Origin of the sequence: Nitrospira sp., assembly GCA_024998565.1 — a bacterium.
Classification (GTDB): Bacteria; Nitrospirota; Nitrospiria; order Nitrospirales; family Nitrospiraceae; genus Nitrospira_A.
The window spans coordinates 676381-691326 of sequence record JACOEM010000001.1 but is presented as its reverse complement, the minus strand read 5'-3'; the positions used below and the strand labels follow the sequence as shown (position 1 = coordinate 691326).

16 protein-coding genes and 1 tRNA gene are annotated in these 14946 nt (G+C 58.1%); 1 reads left to right on the top strand and 16 read right to left on the bottom strand.

Annotated elements, in window-relative coordinates; genetic code table 11:
• Positions 1-23: 23 nt before the first annotated feature.
• The 5 genes from H8K11_03540 to H8K11_03520 all read right to left on the bottom strand — a co-directional run bounded on the left by H8K11_03540 (position 24) and on the right by H8K11_03520 (position 4326).
• Positions 24-1499 carry a hypothetical protein gene (locus H8K11_03540; protein ID MCS6262805.1) on the bottom strand — a complete coding sequence of 492 codons (1476 nt, stop codon included), beginning with the start codon at positions 1497-1499 and terminating at the stop codon, positions 24-26.
• 30 nt (positions 1500-1529) lie between these two features.
• Positions 1530-2264, bottom strand: coding sequence for a hypothetical protein (locus tag H8K11_03535; GenBank protein MCS6262804.1), 735 nt, complete (start codon positions 2262-2264; stop codon positions 1530-1532).
• Positions 2265-2302: 38 nt separating this feature from the next.
• Complete coding sequence (locus H8K11_03530; GenBank protein MCS6262803.1) at positions 2303-2806, bottom strand: prepilin-type N-terminal cleavage/methylation domain-containing protein; 504 nt, start codon at positions 2804-2806, stop codon at positions 2303-2305.
• 20 nt (positions 2807-2826) lie between these two features.
• A complete protein-coding gene (locus H8K11_03525) occupies positions 2827-3261 on the bottom strand; it encodes a GspH/FimT family pseudopilin (protein ID MCS6262802.1) in 435 nt (144 codons plus the stop codon).
• Positions 3262-3552: 291 nt separating this feature from the next.
• Positions 3553-4326 carry a prepilin peptidase gene (locus tag H8K11_03520; GenBank protein MCS6262801.1) on the bottom strand — a complete coding sequence of 258 codons (774 nt, stop codon included), beginning with the start codon at positions 4324-4326 and terminating at the stop codon, positions 3553-3555.
• A gap of 215 nt (positions 4327-4541) precedes the next feature.
• Here H8K11_03520 and H8K11_03515 point away from each other — a divergent pair, with 215 nt between their 5' ends.
• Positions 4542-4832, top strand: coding sequence for a response regulator transcription factor (locus tag H8K11_03515; protein ID MCS6262800.1), 291 nt, complete (start codon positions 4542-4544; stop codon positions 4830-4832).
• A gap of 18 nt (positions 4833-4850) precedes the next feature.
• On the opposite strand, the gene rlmB is transcribed toward H8K11_03515, so the two are convergent.
• The 11 genes from rlmB to H8K11_03460 all read right to left on the bottom strand — a co-directional run bounded on the left by rlmB (position 4851) and on the right by H8K11_03460 (position 14924).
• Positions 4851-5627, bottom strand: coding sequence for a 23S rRNA (guanosine(2251)-2'-O)-methyltransferase RlmB (gene rlmB, locus H8K11_03510; GenBank protein MCS6262799.1), 777 nt, complete (start codon positions 5625-5627; stop codon positions 4851-4853).
• On the bottom strand, positions 5602-7065 hold the full coding sequence (locus H8K11_03505; GenBank protein ID MCS6262798.1) for a cysteine--tRNA ligase: 1464 nt from the start codon (positions 7063-7065) through the stop codon (positions 5602-5604). The genes rlmB and H8K11_03505 overlap by 26 nt, the downstream gene beginning before the upstream one ends.
• 6 nt (positions 7066-7071) lie before the next feature.
• A complete protein-coding gene (locus H8K11_03500) occupies positions 7072-7707 on the bottom strand; it encodes a DedA family protein (GenBank protein ID MCS6262797.1) in 636 nt (211 codons plus the stop codon).
• A complete protein-coding gene (gene surE, locus H8K11_03495; protein MCS6262796.1) occupies positions 7704-8519 on the bottom strand; it encodes a 5'/3'-nucleotidase SurE in 816 nt (271 codons plus the stop codon). The genes H8K11_03500 and surE overlap by 4 nt, the downstream gene beginning before the upstream one ends.
• 166 nt (positions 8520-8685) lie before the next feature.
• Positions 8686-8762: transfer RNA gene (locus H8K11_03490), tRNA-Pro, on the bottom strand.
• Positions 8763-8821: 59 nt separating this feature from the next.
• The gene (locus tag H8K11_03485; GenBank protein ID MCS6262795.1) at positions 8822-9175 is read right to left on the bottom strand and encodes a MerR family transcriptional regulator; all 354 of its coding nucleotides are present in this window, start codon (positions 9173-9175) and stop codon (positions 8822-8824) included.
• A gap of 41 nt (positions 9176-9216) precedes the next feature.
• Entirely contained in the window at positions 9217-9492 is a 276-nt protein-coding gene (locus H8K11_03480; protein ID MCS6262794.1) for an integration host factor subunit alpha, read from the bottom strand.
• 145 nt (positions 9493-9637) lie between these two features.
• Positions 9638-11227 carry a citramalate synthase gene (locus H8K11_03475; GenBank protein ID MCS6262793.1) on the bottom strand — a complete coding sequence of 530 codons (1590 nt, stop codon included), beginning with the start codon at positions 11225-11227 and terminating at the stop codon, positions 9638-9640.
• Positions 11228-11356: 129 nt separating this feature from the next.
• Positions 11357-12592, bottom strand: coding sequence for an aspartate kinase (locus H8K11_03470; GenBank protein MCS6262792.1), 1236 nt, complete (start codon positions 12590-12592; stop codon positions 11357-11359).
• A gap of 4 nt (positions 12593-12596) precedes the next feature.
• Positions 12597-13847 (bottom strand): phosphoglycerate mutase, encoded by a 1251-nt coding sequence (locus tag H8K11_03465; GenBank protein ID MCS6262791.1) that lies wholly within the window; start codon positions 13845-13847, stop codon positions 12597-12599.
• Positions 13848-13865: 18 nt separating this feature from the next.
• On the bottom strand, positions 13866-14924 hold the full coding sequence (locus H8K11_03460; GenBank protein ID MCS6262790.1) for a threonine synthase: 1059 nt from the start codon (positions 14922-14924) through the stop codon (positions 13866-13868).
• Positions 14925-14946: the final 22 nt, after the last annotated feature.

The window sequence follows — 14946 nt, the reverse complement described above, 5'->3', positions numbered from 1 at the left end:
GCGTCAACCCCGCAGCACTGCCGTCAGATTTTGGCCTGCCAACTGCCAGCTGCCACAAAGACCAACGGCATACCCTGCACGAGCCCCTCGCGGAGGTCGTGGTTGTACCAAACTTCCAACTTCCCCGACCCGTTCGCAACATCCACAATGGCCCCTTGCGAGACTACCCCGCCATAGACTCTGAGGTGTCCTGCATACCGCACATCACCCGCGACATACAGAACGCCCTGCAGATGAATGCCGGGCAACTGAACCGGAATCCGGCTCCCGAGCGATTGCTGACCCTCCGGCGGAGGACTGAGAGCCGGAATCGGTTTACCATACGTCTCTGTCTTCCAAAGCACATGCGCATTCACAATGAAGATGCCCTCGGCATACTCTTGATCGAGCACAATCGTCCCTAAATTGTCAAGTCGCGGAGAAGTCCCATCGAGCGTATCGACAAAGATCAACCCCCGATGGTCACCGGGGCCCTTCGAGGCAAACACTTCCGAGGCTGGGCGCCCCGATCCTGGCTGGATCACACCACCGGCATACAGCAATCCATCCCGGTCGATGCCGTAGTACTGCCCGAACTGCCTGGCCATACTTTTCAAAGTGTCGTAGTCCCACTGGTCTACCTTGAGACCAGGCACCGGATCCTGGTGCGTGTGGAGATTGAGTGGAAGTCCCGACCAGGCCTCTGCCGGGAGCTGCGCAAAAAACGCGTCGCCACCGAGCCGGATGGTGAACCAGCGATCTTCGCGGTGCGTCATTTCGTCATAGGCCTGCCCCGTCACCGGTGCCAACCCGCTCTTCATCGGGACCGCCTCCGGTCGAGGGAAATACGCTTTGCCGCGTACCACCATGTCGCCCCAATGGGCAAACACCGAACCGGCCGAGGGTGGCGCAGATTCATTTCCTACTGTGCCGCTCTGGATCGGCGCGTGCAGCGCCGGAACGGCATAGGCGCCGAATTCGACGGATACCGTTTTCGTTACCCGTGAGGTATGGCCGGCTGCGGCCGTCACCTCCACCGTGCAGAGCAGACCCGGCCGCGTCGCCCCATAGACTCGTAACTTGAGAATCCTCGCAAGCCCCTTGAGGGATTTGAACCAACCGGCCTGCGGATCGTTCATAAGCCGGTCATGCTGAGCATTGGCCGCATCAAAGACCACATCCGGAGACGCACCGGTTCCCGCAAACTGTGCGCGCCCCTGTGCATCGAAATAGGAGGCATCTCCCTGTGCATTCACCAACCGTTTCGTCAACCACGTCGTCTCGACTCCCTGCGGATGCAGCGCAGGATCGTGAAACCATCCCATCACTACATCAACCGCCGCTTCAGCGGCGTGGTGCGCAAGCCGTTCCTCTTGTAACGCACTGGCGCCGACGATCTCCTGGCCGGCCAACTGCATAGAAGTCATCCCCAGCAAGGTCAGCAGAAACACCACCATGAGCACCGCCAACAACGCCATTCCCCTCTCATCTCGCCGCACCGCAATTCGTGATCGTCCCATGCTTGTCTTCATAGTTATTCCTTTTACCTATTACATCCGGATTGCCACGTCCCGCACCAGCCTCGCTCCTTGTCGTCCGGCCTGTATCGCCACACGTACCCGCACCACCTCGCTCAAGTCCGTCGTCACACGCCCCTCCCTATCAAAATATTGCAGCTCGAACTGACTCACATCGCCCAAGAGCGTACTCGCACCGCCATCCACATCACGCATGACCCGCATCGCCCCATCATCCTGGCGCTTCACGTAGTAACGGACTCGATTCAGCAGGAATATGGCGCTACGCACTGGAAACTGTTCGGCAGTCGGTGTCACCAATGTCAGCGTCTGCTTCCGTCCATCGGCAGCCAACTGATTCCAGGCGCAGTGCACGGTTGTGCACACCAGTAGTTGCTTGCCTTTTGGCCAACCGGCTCCTTCTTCCACAGGGAGATCCTGGCGGCCGATTTCTGCGACCTGTGTCAGCGTAGTCGACGCACCACTCAAGTTGGCGAAGAATTCGATCTCGTCCGACTTCGCCTTGAGAAACGGCGAATCTCCACCTAACAATCCGCCTCCAGCCAGACGCACCTCGCTGCACAGCACATCCAAACCCAGGCGCAGGTCCTGATTCGTCACCATCGTCGAATGCTGTGCGCCGAACCGCAGGCCGACTGAGGAAAAGACATGAATTGAAGCGGATATTGCGATGCTGCTGATCGCCATTGCGATGAGGAGTTCTATGAGACTCGCTCCGGCAGAGCCGAGGCACCATCCAATATTCATGTGCTTTGGCGCGTGCGAACTGCTGACCATGCCGCGCCTCATGACAACACAGACAGGCCGACATACCGAGGATTGGCCCGGATCGTGCGAACGCGAACCTCTTTCTCCTGCCCTCCCATGGTCCGGAAGATTGCGCGCGCCTCGATAGTCGCCAGGCTCGCCCCGGCTGGCTCATGGCCGCGATTCAGTTCCACGGTCCAGACAAGCCGGATGTTGGACTGGGTGGCACTGGCCGTGAAGATGCCGTCGCCGTTCGTCTGATCATCCTGCAAGCCATCGTCGTGCATGACGGACTCCACTATTCCGTCTTGATCCACGTCGTCCATCAACAACCGCTCCCACGCCACACTCCGCTTGGCCTCCAGCCGTGATTCAGCGAGCGCCAGCGCGGTTGTCGTCAACGCCCCGCGCTGCAGACCTCGCTCAGCCCATTCGCACATGCCGATTGTCCCGATCACGCCGATCGACAGCACCACCAACGCCACCATGCTCTCCACGAGGGTGAACCCTTTGGCACTCATCAACACAGATCGTCGCGTCACACGATTCGACTCACATTGTGTCATGACAGGGTCACCCGTCCGGTGATGCTCACCGTGACCTGATGTGTCGCACGACGACCGTCGACCAGGACCATGGTCGTCGCCGTGGCCGAACGACCGCTGGCCTGAAACATGATTTCCGGTTTCGTCGTCATCGACTCAACCGCCGTGCCTTTGTGAGCGAACTCATACCGGCGCAGCAAGCTTGTGTCACAGTCCATGCATTCCGTGCGCAATTCATACTGTTCCGCATCCACGACCACTCGAATACGCTCATGCCTCGCCATCGCCAATTGCCGGGCCATGCGCAACTCCGATGCGATCTCCACCATCACCGCGCGCTGTTGATGTTTTGCGACAAGGGCGGCCCATCCAGGCACACTCACGCCCACCACAATCCCGATGATCGCGACCACCGTACACAGCTCCACAAGACTCCCGCCACGTTCGTTCATACCGGCTCCTTTCTTCGAGCGCGTAGAGCATTTCCAAGTTCCATGCCGTTTCTCATTCCCGACGCCTGTAGAAGCAATGAGGCCACCTCTTCTACGAAGCGGCCGGCGAAGCTATAGAAATGTTGAGGAAATCTGCCGTGAGCCGTGGAATGTTGCCTGAGGTAGGACAGAAAAAAGCGCGTGAACAGTTATGAACTGTTCCGAATCGGATACAGTCAGTCATCCGTTCAGATACAGTTCGGCGAGGCGCTGATCCTTGGAAATTGGCTCTGGATAACGATTTGAAGGCAATTACTGAGGAATGTCGATCAGCGCCCAATACCACTCAAGCAGGGGCTGATGAAACAACAGGGCAAGGATTGATCCCACTGCCAAGAACGGTCCGAATGGAATGTACTGCTCACGCCGCATGACCCCGATGGCGATGAGCCCGACACCGACAATGGACCCCAGAAAAGATCCGATCATAATCGCCAACAACACCGGCTGCCAGCCGAGGAAGGCCCCGACCATGGCCATCAGCTTGATATCCCCGCCCCCCATCCCTTCCTTCCCGAACACGTAGGGACTGATCCACGCCAAAAACCATAGGATCCCGCCGCCCAACAACACACCGAGCATGGAATCGACAAGTCCTATCGGAAGGATCAAGACGGCACACAGCAGACCGATGACGATTCCCGGCAGGGTAACGGCGTCCGGGATCATCGTATGGGAGAGGTCGGTCCCCGTCACCACGATTAGCCCGGACACGAGCGCCGCATAGGCCCAGGCCGCCGGCGTAAACCCGAACGTCCAAAAGACCAGCACGTATCCGATCGCGTTGGCCGCTTCCACCACTGGATACTGGATCGCAATCGGCACATGACAGGCCCGGCAGTGACCCCGCAGAAGCAGATAACTCACAATCGGAATGTTGTCGTAGAAAGCAATCGCCTGGCGGCAGGAGGGACAGCGAGAAGCCGGCCAGGCAACCGATTCTTCACGCGGAAGGCGATGAATGCAGACATTCAAAAAACTGCCGATCACTGCGCCGAATAGCAGTACCGTCACATATGGAATCATGAACATTCCTGAAACAATGTGGCCAGGCTCGACACGAGCCCTCTTCTAATAGTACGTATTGAATCCTAGGGCAATAAGAGCAGACGACAAGACCCCATGCCTTGGCGCTTTTCATTTACAAACGCCGGAGGCACTGCGTATAATCCGGGAGCAATTTTGGCGCAGAAGGTCGCAAGCCTCAATCTGTGAATTGCCTTTACCTGAAGTGGAGCTAGATGTACATGTCGCCAGTCGCCAAGACCACGAAAAGTCGAGCCAAAGTATCCGCACCGGATCCTGTTCTTCCCCTTCGCAAACGACGTCCCGAAGCACTCACAACACGCGAACAGGAAATCCTCGAGTTGATTTGGACCGGATTCAAGAACAAGGAAATTGCTCAGCGGTTAAAAATCAGTGTCAAAACCGTTGAGGCGCATCGGGCGAATATGATGAAAAAGATCCGGGTTTCCAATACCGCCCAACTGCTCAAGGCCGCCATCCAGGGAAAAATGCTGAAGCTCCGGTGAGCCCCTTCGCACCCTTCCTTACGGCTTCTTCCCCGCACCTTCCCGACGTTGACGCAATGCCTCATACAGCACGATGGCTGCTGATGCCGAGACATTAAGCGAGCTGACTTTCCCCAGCATGGGAATGTGGGCGGCCTCATCGCAGGCGTCACGCACCCCTGGACGAACCCCAGTTCCTTCCCCGCCGAACACGAGTGCCACCGGGCCGCTGAAATCGAGCTCGGTATAGGCCTTTGGAGCCTCGGCATCCAACGCATAGACCCAAATGCCTGCATTTTGAAGACGTTCGATCAAGCGCGACAGATTCGGCACACGCCCGACGGGCATGTAATCGACCGCCCCGGCAGAGGCCTTTGCCACCACACTTGTCAGCCCCACTGCGCGGCGTTCCGGAATAAAGACGCCTTGCACGCCCGACGCTTCGGCCGTCCGCAGAATCGCCCCAAGGTTGTGCGGGTCTTCCACGCCGTCCAACAGGACCAGCAGTGGCGTCCGCCCTTCAACGTGCGCGGAAGCGAGAATATCGTCGGACTCCGCATAGGCTTTAGCGGCAACCACACCCACCACCCCCTGGTGGTGACCTGAAGGAACCAGTCGATCCAACGCAGCCCGCGGTTCGACTCGCACCGGCACACGCTGCTCGCGGGCCAGACGCGCAATTTCCCCGAACTGTCGATCGGTTCCCAACACGAGGAGACGTTGGATCGGACGAACCCCGGCGCGAAGCGCTTCACGCACGGCGTGGAGGCCGTAGATCACATCCAGCGAGTTATCGCTTCCATCGACTGGTGCCATCCGGGCGGTCCTCAATCGTAATGCCATGGGAGGCCAACTCTGCTCGCAACTGGTCGGCGAGTTGGTAATTCTTCGATCGCTTTGCGGCCAGACGTGCGGCTAGCTTGCCGGCAATGTCCTCGTCTGACAGGGCGTCCGTAGATGCCTCCGCTCCGCCGGATGCTGGCTGCTGCCGTTGAATTTTAAATCGCCAGGTGTCGGTTTGGAGGAGCCCCAGGACGATTCCTAAGGCCCGGAACTCTTGCCGCACCATCCGCCGCATCTCACCGGACAGTCCGGCTTCGAGAGCTTTGTTGGTCTCCCCTCGCAACATCTGCAAGGCCGCCAGCGCGTTGGGCGTATTCAGATCATCGTCCATGGCGGCCACAAACGCCGCGCGCGTCCGCACCATCGCATCCCGCATCGGCTGATCGCCTGCACTATGGACCGGAGCGGATTCATTCAGCCGCTCAAAGAGATCGTAGAATCCGTTGAGTGCGTTTTTCGCTTCCTTCAGACTCTGATCGGAAAAATCCAACGGACTTCGATAGTGCGTCGTGAGCAGGAAATAGCGCAGCATCTCGCCGGTCACCGTGTCAGGCCATTCCGACTTCTGAAAGATTTCGCGAATGGTAAAAAAATTACCGAGCGACTTGGACATCTTCTCTTGATTGATCTGAACAAACCCGTTGTGCACCCAATACCGCGCGAATTCCTTGCCCGTGGCCCCGCAGGATTGCGCGATCTCATTTTCGTGGTGCGGGAAAATGAGATCCATCCCCCCGCCATGGATATCGAATGTTTCACCAAGATGCCGCATGGCCATCGCGGAACATTCAATATGCCAGCCGGGACGGCCCGGGCCCCAAGGACTATCCCACGAAGGCTCACCGGGCTTGCTGCCTTTCCAGAGTGCGAAATCCATCGGGTGACGTTTCCGCTCATCGACATCCACACGCGCTCCTGCTTGCAAGTCATCGACGTTCCGCTTCGAGAGCCGGCCGTACACCGGATACCGATCGACCTGGAAATAGACATCCCCGTCGACACGATACGCCATCCCCTTAGTGAGCAACGTGTCGACAAGCCGCACAATGTCGGCAATATGTTCCGTCGCTCTGGGTTCGAGCGTCGCGCGGCGTACACCGAGCTTCTCCATATCCTCGTAGTAGGCGTTGATGTAGGTGGTGGTGACGTGCTCGCAGCTCACACCCTGTTCATTCGCCCGCTTGATGATCTTGTCATCGACATCCGTGAAGTTCTTGGCAAACTCGACGACGAAACCTGAGTATTCCAGATACCGGCGCAACACGTCGAACACCAGCGCACTCCGGGCATGTCCGATGTGGCAATAGTCGTACACCGTCACCCCGCACACATACATGCGGACCTTGCGGGGCACCAATGGTTCGAACGGCTCTTTGCTTCCGGTCAGGGTATTGTAGAGACGCAACATGATGCGCATTTACTCCATAGACGGACGACGCTTCGGCCAGTGGGACCAGAGAAAATACCCGAGGCCCACGGCAAGACACAACCCGATCACCAGATCCGCGTGATGGAAATACTGGTGCAACTCATTCCAGTGCTCCCCCATCTTCAGTCCCACATAGGCTAACGCATAACAGAAGGGAAGCGCGCCCACGAATGAATACAGCACGAACTTTTTGATGTCCATGCGGGCAATTCCCGCCGGGAGAGAGATGAACGTTCGCACAACGGGTAGCAGCCGGCCGATCAACACCGCGGCCTCCCCATGTTTCGCAAACCACCGGTCGGCCACGTCCACATCGTGCTGCGAGACCAGGAAATACCGGCCATAGCGTTCGACAAACGGCCGCCCTCCCCATACCCCGACGTAGTACGCGACCAGGGACCCGAGCACATTGCCGATCGCGCCGGCGAAGGCTACGCCCCACATTGAAAATTGTCCGGTGGAGACCAGGTAGCCGGAAAACGGCATGATGATTTCACTCGGCAGTGGGATACAGGCACTTTCGATCGCCATCGTAATGACAATACCCGTATAGCCGAAGGTCGAAATCGTGGCGATCACGAACCGGCCGAGCACTTCGATCAACCACTCGATGAGGCCGGTCACGCCTGGGCTCTCCTTCTTGCGCGTGGCTTCGGCGGTGTCGGAAGCGCAGACGGTTTCGAGAGCGGCCGCTCCCACGCCTTGAACTGTTCCAGCACTTCATGGTGGGTCGTATCCAGGTGGATCGGGGTCACGGACACCATGCGCTGCTCCAACGCTTCGTGATCGGCATCTTTCTCACGACTCCACGACTGACGCGTCCCGGCGATCCAGTAATACTTCCGGCCCCTCGGATCGACTTTTTCAACGACGGGGTTGTTGAAACGACGCCGACTCAAGCAGGTCACTTTCACCCCCTTGATCGACCGGACCGGAGCATTCGGAATATTCACGTTCAGGATCGTTTCCGGCGGCAATCCATGCCGCAATACCTCGGCAGCCACTCGAGCCGCATACTGCGCTCCGACATCGAACCGGAACGTCTCGTCACCCTCTTGAGACACAGCGATCGAGGGGATGCCCAGAATCGTTCCTTCCAGAGCCCCCGACACGGTGCCGGAATACATCACATCATCGCCGAGATTGACCCCTCGATTAATCCCCGAGACGATCAACGACGGCCGCCCCGGCAATACCTTCACCAGAGCCAAGTTGACACAGTCCACAGGTGTCCCGTTCACCATGAAGACACGGGGTGCCATCTTGGTAATACGAAGCGGCTTATGCAACGTGACCGCATGCCCGACGGCTGTCCGCTCCCGATCGGGTGCGACGATCCACACTTCCCCCAATGCACCCAACGCCGCCGCGACCGCGTGAATCCCGGGAGACGCAATGCCATCGTCATTCGTCACAAGAATCCGTACACGCGCCACAACCGCTCCTTTACGTTTCGCACAGATCGTGAAAGAGGAGTTCCGAAATCGCTGGATCAAGAGTGGGGACACAAGAGAGGGGAACACACTCGAACACACTCACAAGATCGTCCGCAATGATCAACGTCCCTCAGGACACTGACAGTGGTAGAGAACATCGTGCCGATGGTCGGGGCGGCGGGATTTGAACCCACGACCCCTCGCACCCCAAGCGAGTGCGCTACCGGGCTGCGCTACGCCCCGACACACACGACATCGATGTACCCACAAGTGGACGCAGCCGCCCGCATCACAAAAACCGTTCACGACGAATGAGAATCGATCATTCTAATGATCGCCTGGAGGTCGCCTCTGACACGTTGTGCCAGTTCTTTCCGCGAGCTCAGCTTCTTCACAGTGACTCGTCCTCGACGAGCCCAGTACCGCTTCACCCCGGCCAGCGTATGCCCCTCGTCATAGAGCATGCGCTTGATCTCCAGCACCGTATCGACATCTTTCTGCACATAGAGCCGCTGATTGCCGCGGCTCTTCTTCGGTCTCAGGAAGCTAAACTCCGATTCCCAAAACCGCAAGACATAAGCCGGCAGTTTGGAAATCTTGCTGACTTCGCCGATTTTGTAAAAGACTTTGCTTCCCAGTCTGGGCTCATTCCCCATGACCGGTCCTCATGCTGCTTGTGCTCGTAGCAAGGTAGCGATTAGGAATTGACGTACTTTTTAAATACCTGACTGGGCCGAAACGTGACCACTCGCCGGGGAGTAATCCCGATTTCTTCTCCGGTTCGCGGGTTCCGTCCCTTGCGAGCCCCTTTGCTTCGTACTACAAAATTCCCGAATCCTGCAATTTTGACCGCGTCACCTTTTTGTAGCACTCCCTTCAGCAGATTGAGCACGAGTTCGACGATATCGGCTGCATCGTTCTTGGATACTCCGACCTGCTTGAAGATTTCGTTCGCGATATCCGCCTTTCTCATGCCTTTCCCCCCGCCATCCACTAGAGTCGTTCCTTAGGAAGTGCTTCTTGGTGTCCAGCGTCCAAGACAAAGAATTTCCCCATAAGTTACGTGAGGTTACCTGCCCTGTCAAGGATTATGTGCGCCCGATGGAGGTGAAAAGAGCCTAACGATCCGCGAGCAGCAATTTATACTCGATGCTGTCCGCCAGTGCCTGCCAGCTCGCTTCCATGATGTTTTCCGACACACCGACGGTGCCCCACTTGTCCTTGTGATCACCCGACTCAATGAGAACGCGCACCTTCGATTCCGTCCCCTTATCCGCAGAGAGCACACGGACCTTATAGTCCAGAAGCTTCACTTCACGAAGTTGCGGATAGAACTTCTCCAAGGCTTTACGGAGCGCATGGTCGAGGGCATTCACGGGACCGGCCCCGACAGCGGCCGTATGCTCGACGACCTCCCCGACCTTCACCATCACGGTGGCCTCCGACAACAGCAGACCGTGCTCCTGCTTCTTCTCGACAATCACCCGGAAGCCGAGCAGCTGAAAGGACGGACGATGGCTGCCCATGGCTTTGCGCATCAGCAGCTCAAACGATCCCTCCGCACCTTCAAATTGGTACCCTTGGCTTTCGCGTTCCTTGAGCGTCTCGACCAGTTCTTGCAACTTTGCGTGATTCTTGTTCAGCGAAATGCCGTACGCTTCAACCTTTTCCAGGAGCCCGCTGCGCCCCGCATAATCCGAGACCAAGATCCGACGACGGTTTCCCACCGCTGCAGGATCGATGTGTTCGTAGGTCGCCGCATTCTTGAGCACCGCATGAATATGCACGCCGCCCTTGTGCGCAAAGGCCGCATCCCCGACGTAGGGTTGCCGCTTATTGGGCATCAGGTTGGCGATCTCCGTCACAAACCCGGATACATCCTTCAGGTGCGTCAGCTTGTTGCCGAGCGCAGGCCGCTGCATTTTCAACTGTAGATTTGGAATGATGGAGCAGAGATTGGCATTGCCGCATCGCTCACCGATTCCGTTGATCGTCCCCTGCACCTGCAGAATGCCCGACTCCACGGCGACGAGCGAGTTTGCCACCGCCATTTCGCTGTCGTTGTGCGCATGAATCCCCAAGGGTACAGGACATTCCTGCTTCACAATACGGCAAATTTCACGGATTTCCCACGGCATGGTCCCGCCGTTGGTATCACAGAGAATGACCCGCTCGGCGCCCCCGGCAATCGCTCTGCGAATCGTCTGCAAGGCATAGTCTGGATTCGCCTTGTATCCGTCGAAAAAATGTTCGGCGTCATAGAAGACCCGACGATCCTTGGAGCGCAAGTAGTGAATCGAGTCTTCGATCAACTCCAAATTCTTGGCGAGCGCAATGCCCAATGCATCCGTTACTTGAAACGACCAACTCTTACCGAAGAGCGTGATGGTTGGAGTACCGGACGCGAGCAATTCTTGAAGGTTTTTATCTTTTCGAACCGAGTTGCTGGCTTTCCGAGTCGAACCGAACGCTACGATGGTCGCATTCTTGAAGGGAATAGTCTTGACCATACGAAAGAACTCGATGTCTTTCGGATTTGCACCCGGCCATCCCCCCTCGATGAAATGCACACCGAGGTCATCCAGTTGTTGCGCCACACGAAGCTTATCCTCCACGGAGAAACTGACATCCTCCGCCTGAGCGCCATCCCGCAAGGTGGTATCGTAGATTTCGAGCGCAGATGCTTGCGCCGCCGTGAGAGACGGCACCGAGACAGGCTCCGATCCGCGTGCACGCCGCGGCGCTGTAGTTCGACGTTTCATGGGCGTGAGAGTAACAGGCTCGTGGCGGACCTGTCGAGGAGACACCAGGCCGCTCGTTGGCGCGCTTCTGACAGATTAGCCCAGGGCAGGCGCCGAAACCCGATCCAGGCCGAACGCCGTATGAAGCGTGCGCATGGCCAATTCCAAATACTTTTCCTCGATGACACAGGAAATCTTAATTTCCGACGTGCTGATCATCATAATGTTCACGCCTTCGCGGGAGAGCACCTCAAACATTTTTGCCGCCACTCCGGAATGCGACCGCATACCCACCCCGATGAGCGACACCTTGGCGATGGATTCCGTCACAGCCACGGATCGGGCGCCGATCTCTTCGGACAGGCGCTGGACGAGATCGACGGCATTGCGCAAATCGGCTTTGGGAACCGTGAACGAAATGTCGGTTGTGGAGGCCTGGCTGACGTTTTGGATGATCATATCCACCACGATGTTGGCATTGGCCACGGCCCCGAACACGCGCGCGGCGATCCCTGGCCGATCCGGCACACCAACAATCGTAATCTTGGCCTGATTGCGGTCCCCCGTCACACCCGACACCATGACCCCTTCCATATCGGCATCTTCACGTGTCACGAGCGTTCCCTTTCCTTCTTTGAAACTTGAATTGACCTCTACCGGCACGGAGTACTTGGCCGCAAACTCTACCGAGCGACTCTGCAGCACCTTGGCGCCGAGGCTGGCCATTTCCAACATCTCTTCGTAGGAGATCTTCTCCAGACGCCGCGCAGCCGGCACGATGTTCGGATCGGCAGTGTAGACACCATCCACATCCGTATAAATAATGCAGCGGTCGGCCTTGAGCGCCGCTGCCAGCGCAACGGCTGTTAGATCGGACCCGCCCCGGCCCAGCGTCGTGACATCCGAGCTGGCGTTAATGCCCTGGAATCCTGCCACAACGGGGATCACGCCCGCAGACAACGCTTCCTTGATTCGATCGGCCGTGACGCGTGAAATTCTAGCTTTGGTGTGTGCGCTGTCCGTGTGAATGCCGACCTGCCGTCCCGTGAAGGAGCGGGCATTCACCCCTCGGCCCCGGAGTTCCATGGCAAGCAACGCAATCGTCACCCGCTCCCCCGTCGAGAGCAGCATGTCCAATTCCCGTTCGTCAGGCGCACCGGTAACTTCATGCGCCAACTTCAGCAGTCGATCAGTTTCTCCGCTCATGGCCGACAACACCACCACCACCTGGTGGCCGCCTTTCTGAGCGCGTTCGACACGTTCGGCGACACGATGAATCCGTTCGACCGTCCCGACGGATGTTCCCCCGTATTTTTGAACGATCAGCGCCACAGCTCTATACTCCGCGCGGGAATAATCGCAACATCAACTTCGTGGCATCGCGAGGCGCGGTCCCGGCGATATTCGCATCCTGCTCGTGAAACCGCTTGGTGACTCCGGCCGACGGCTTGGCGGCACTATCACACAGCGCATACAGGATCGGCGGAACCTCAGAACCGTGGCCCTTCGAGAGGCCGGGATCACACACGACCAGCAACCGATAGGCTGGATGCGCCGCCAGTGCAGAAAGAATCGGCCCGACGACCTGAGTATCGAACCGCTCAATGGCCCGCACCTTCTCCTGGACATCCGTCGCATGCAACACGTCGTCGGAAAGCCCGGCATGCAGATAGACGAAATCCTTCCTGCCCAATTCCTGCACCGCCGTTTGGACGCAACCCGTGAACTCATTCGCATCGTTTCCGTCGGCAAGCGGAAGCTCGACCGCATCCAACCCGGCGCACACCCCAACTCCACGATGGACATCACTGGATGACACCACCACACCGGCGATCTGGTATCGCTCCGGCAAGGGCGGCCACACGGCGGCACGGCCCTGGCCCCACAACCACAGGCAATTGGCGGGCTTCAACCCCTCCTGCTCACGTTCCTCATTCACCGGATGGTCGCGCAGGATGAAAAACGCCGCATCCATGATCTTGCGCAGCACGTCGGCGCCGTCACCGCTCGGTAACGCATCGGCGATCGACCGGCCGACCAACGGTTGCGGATCGAGACACGTCGCGCGGGATTTCCCTCCGACCCAGACCATAAGGTGCCGATGCCCGGAACCGGGGTAAAACTGAATCGACTCCGAGCCAAGCTGTTCATTCACCGCTTCGAGCAACTCACGAGCCTGCTCCGTGTCAATGAGACCGGCGGTCGCGTCCTCCATGAGGACATGCGGCCCGAGTTTCTTGATGTCGGTTGCTCGATCTTTGCTACCGGAGGCAGACTCCCCCCGCACCGTCACCATGGTGCACCGGAACACCACGTCCTGCTCACCCACCGTGACGCCGAGACCGGCCGCCTCCAGTGGGCCTGGGCCCGGATAATACTTTTTCGGATCATATCCCAGCACAGCCACACTGGTGACATCACTTCCAGCGGCTCCGGCTTCCGAGGGAAGGCTCAACAACCCCACCTCGCCACGCTGGGCGATCTGGTCAAGGTTCGGAGTTGCGGCCGCTTGAAGCGGGGTTTTTCCACCGAGTTCCGGACACGCGAGATCTGCCATCCCGTCGGCATGCAGGATCAAATATTTCATGCAATGTTCCTGAGGTAATCAGACATGAAGGAGGCGGGCCACATCATCGCGGGTGGCTCTCACTGTTTGAGGCTGTCGTGAAATGCCGATCGCCGTATCGGCATCCTTCAAACCATGCCCGGTCAACGTACACACAACCGTGGTACCTTCTTTTAATTGTCCGGCCTGACTCAACTTAATGACACCGGCCACGGACGTAGCGGATGCTGGTTCACAAAAGACGCCTTCCTCACTGGCCACCAGGGCATAGGCATGCAGAATTTCTTCATCGGAGACCATATCGATGGCACCGGACGACTCCTTCACCGCCGTGAGGGCCGATTGCCAACTGGCCGGATTGCCGATTCGGATCGCCGTAGCCACCGTCTGTGGCTCTTCGACGATATGGCCTAAGACAATCGGCGCCGCACCGGCGGCCTGAAATCCCATCATCCGAGGCAACCGCGTCGTCTGATTGGCCGCACGATACTCCCGATAGCCGTTCCAATAGGCGGTGATATTACCTGCATTCCCTACAGGAAGTACATGCATAGCCGGTGCATCGCCGAGATCGTCGCAAATCTCCATGGCCGCCGTTTTCTGCCCCTCGATCCGGAAGGGGTTCAGAGAATTGACCAACTCAACGGGATACGTGGCCGACAGCTCTTTGACGATGGTCAACGCCTGGTCAAAATTCCCTTCGACTTGAATGACCGTGGCCTGGTGCATCATCGCCTGCGACAATTTCCCCAGGGCGATCTTACCGGCCGGAATGAGCACGTACACGGCAATACCCGCCCTGGCCCCGTACGCGGCAGCGGAGGCAGACGTATTTCCGGTGGAGGCGCAAATGACCGCCCGCGCGCCCCCTTCGACAGCCTTGGAAATCGCCATAGTCATGCCGCGATCCTTGAAGGATCCGGTGGGGTTCATGCCTTCATACTTCAGATACAGATCAATCCCCGGAGCGATCTTCTTCGCAAGCCGCGCCGCGCGGATGAGTGGAGTATGGCCTTCGCCCAGCGTGATCACGGGTGTCTGGGCCGTGACCGGCAGGAACTTCCGGTATTCTTCGATGATCCCACGCCAACGAATCATAAGAGTCTACTCAACCATCCTC

What these genes read in the sequence shown, in the direction of transcription:
- H8K11_03525 (MCS6262802.1), bottom strand. Translation starts at nt 3,261, where the DNA reads ATGAACGAACGTGGCGGGAGTCTTGTGGAGCTGTGTACGGTGGTCGCG.
- H8K11_03480 (MCS6262794.1), bottom strand. Translation starts at nt 9,492, where the DNA reads ATGAGAAAGGCGGATATCGCGAACGAAATCTTCAAGCAGGTCGGAGTA.
- rlmB (MCS6262799.1), bottom strand. Translation starts at nt 5,627, where the DNA reads ATGGCACCAGTCGATGGAAGCGATAACTCGCTGGATGTGATCTACGGC.
- H8K11_03465 (MCS6262791.1), bottom strand. Translation starts at nt 13,847, where the DNA reads ATGAAATATTTGATCCTGCATGCCGACGGGATGGCAGATCTCGCGTGT.
- H8K11_03540 (MCS6262805.1), bottom strand. Translation starts at nt 1,499, where the DNA reads ATGGGACGATCACGAATTGCGGTGCGGCGAGATGAGAGGGGAATGGCG.
- H8K11_03515 (MCS6262800.1), top strand. Translation starts at nt 4,542, where the DNA reads ATGTACATGTCGCCAGTCGCCAAGACCACGAAAAGTCGAGCCAAAGTA.
- H8K11_03460 (MCS6262790.1), bottom strand. Translation starts at nt 14,924, where the DNA reads ATGATTCGTTGGCGTGGGATCATCGAAGAATACCGGAAGTTCCTGCCG.
- H8K11_03535 (MCS6262804.1), bottom strand. Translation starts at nt 2,264, where the DNA reads ATGAATATTGGATGGTGCCTCGGCTCTGCCGGAGCGAGTCTCATAGAA.
- H8K11_03520 (MCS6262801.1), bottom strand. Translation starts at nt 4,326, where the DNA reads ATGATTCCATATGTGACGGTACTGCTATTCGGCGCAGTGATCGGCAGT.
- H8K11_03485 (MCS6262795.1), bottom strand. Translation starts at nt 9,175, where the DNA reads ATGGGGAATGAGCCCAGACTGGGAAGCAAAGTCTTTTACAAAATCGGC.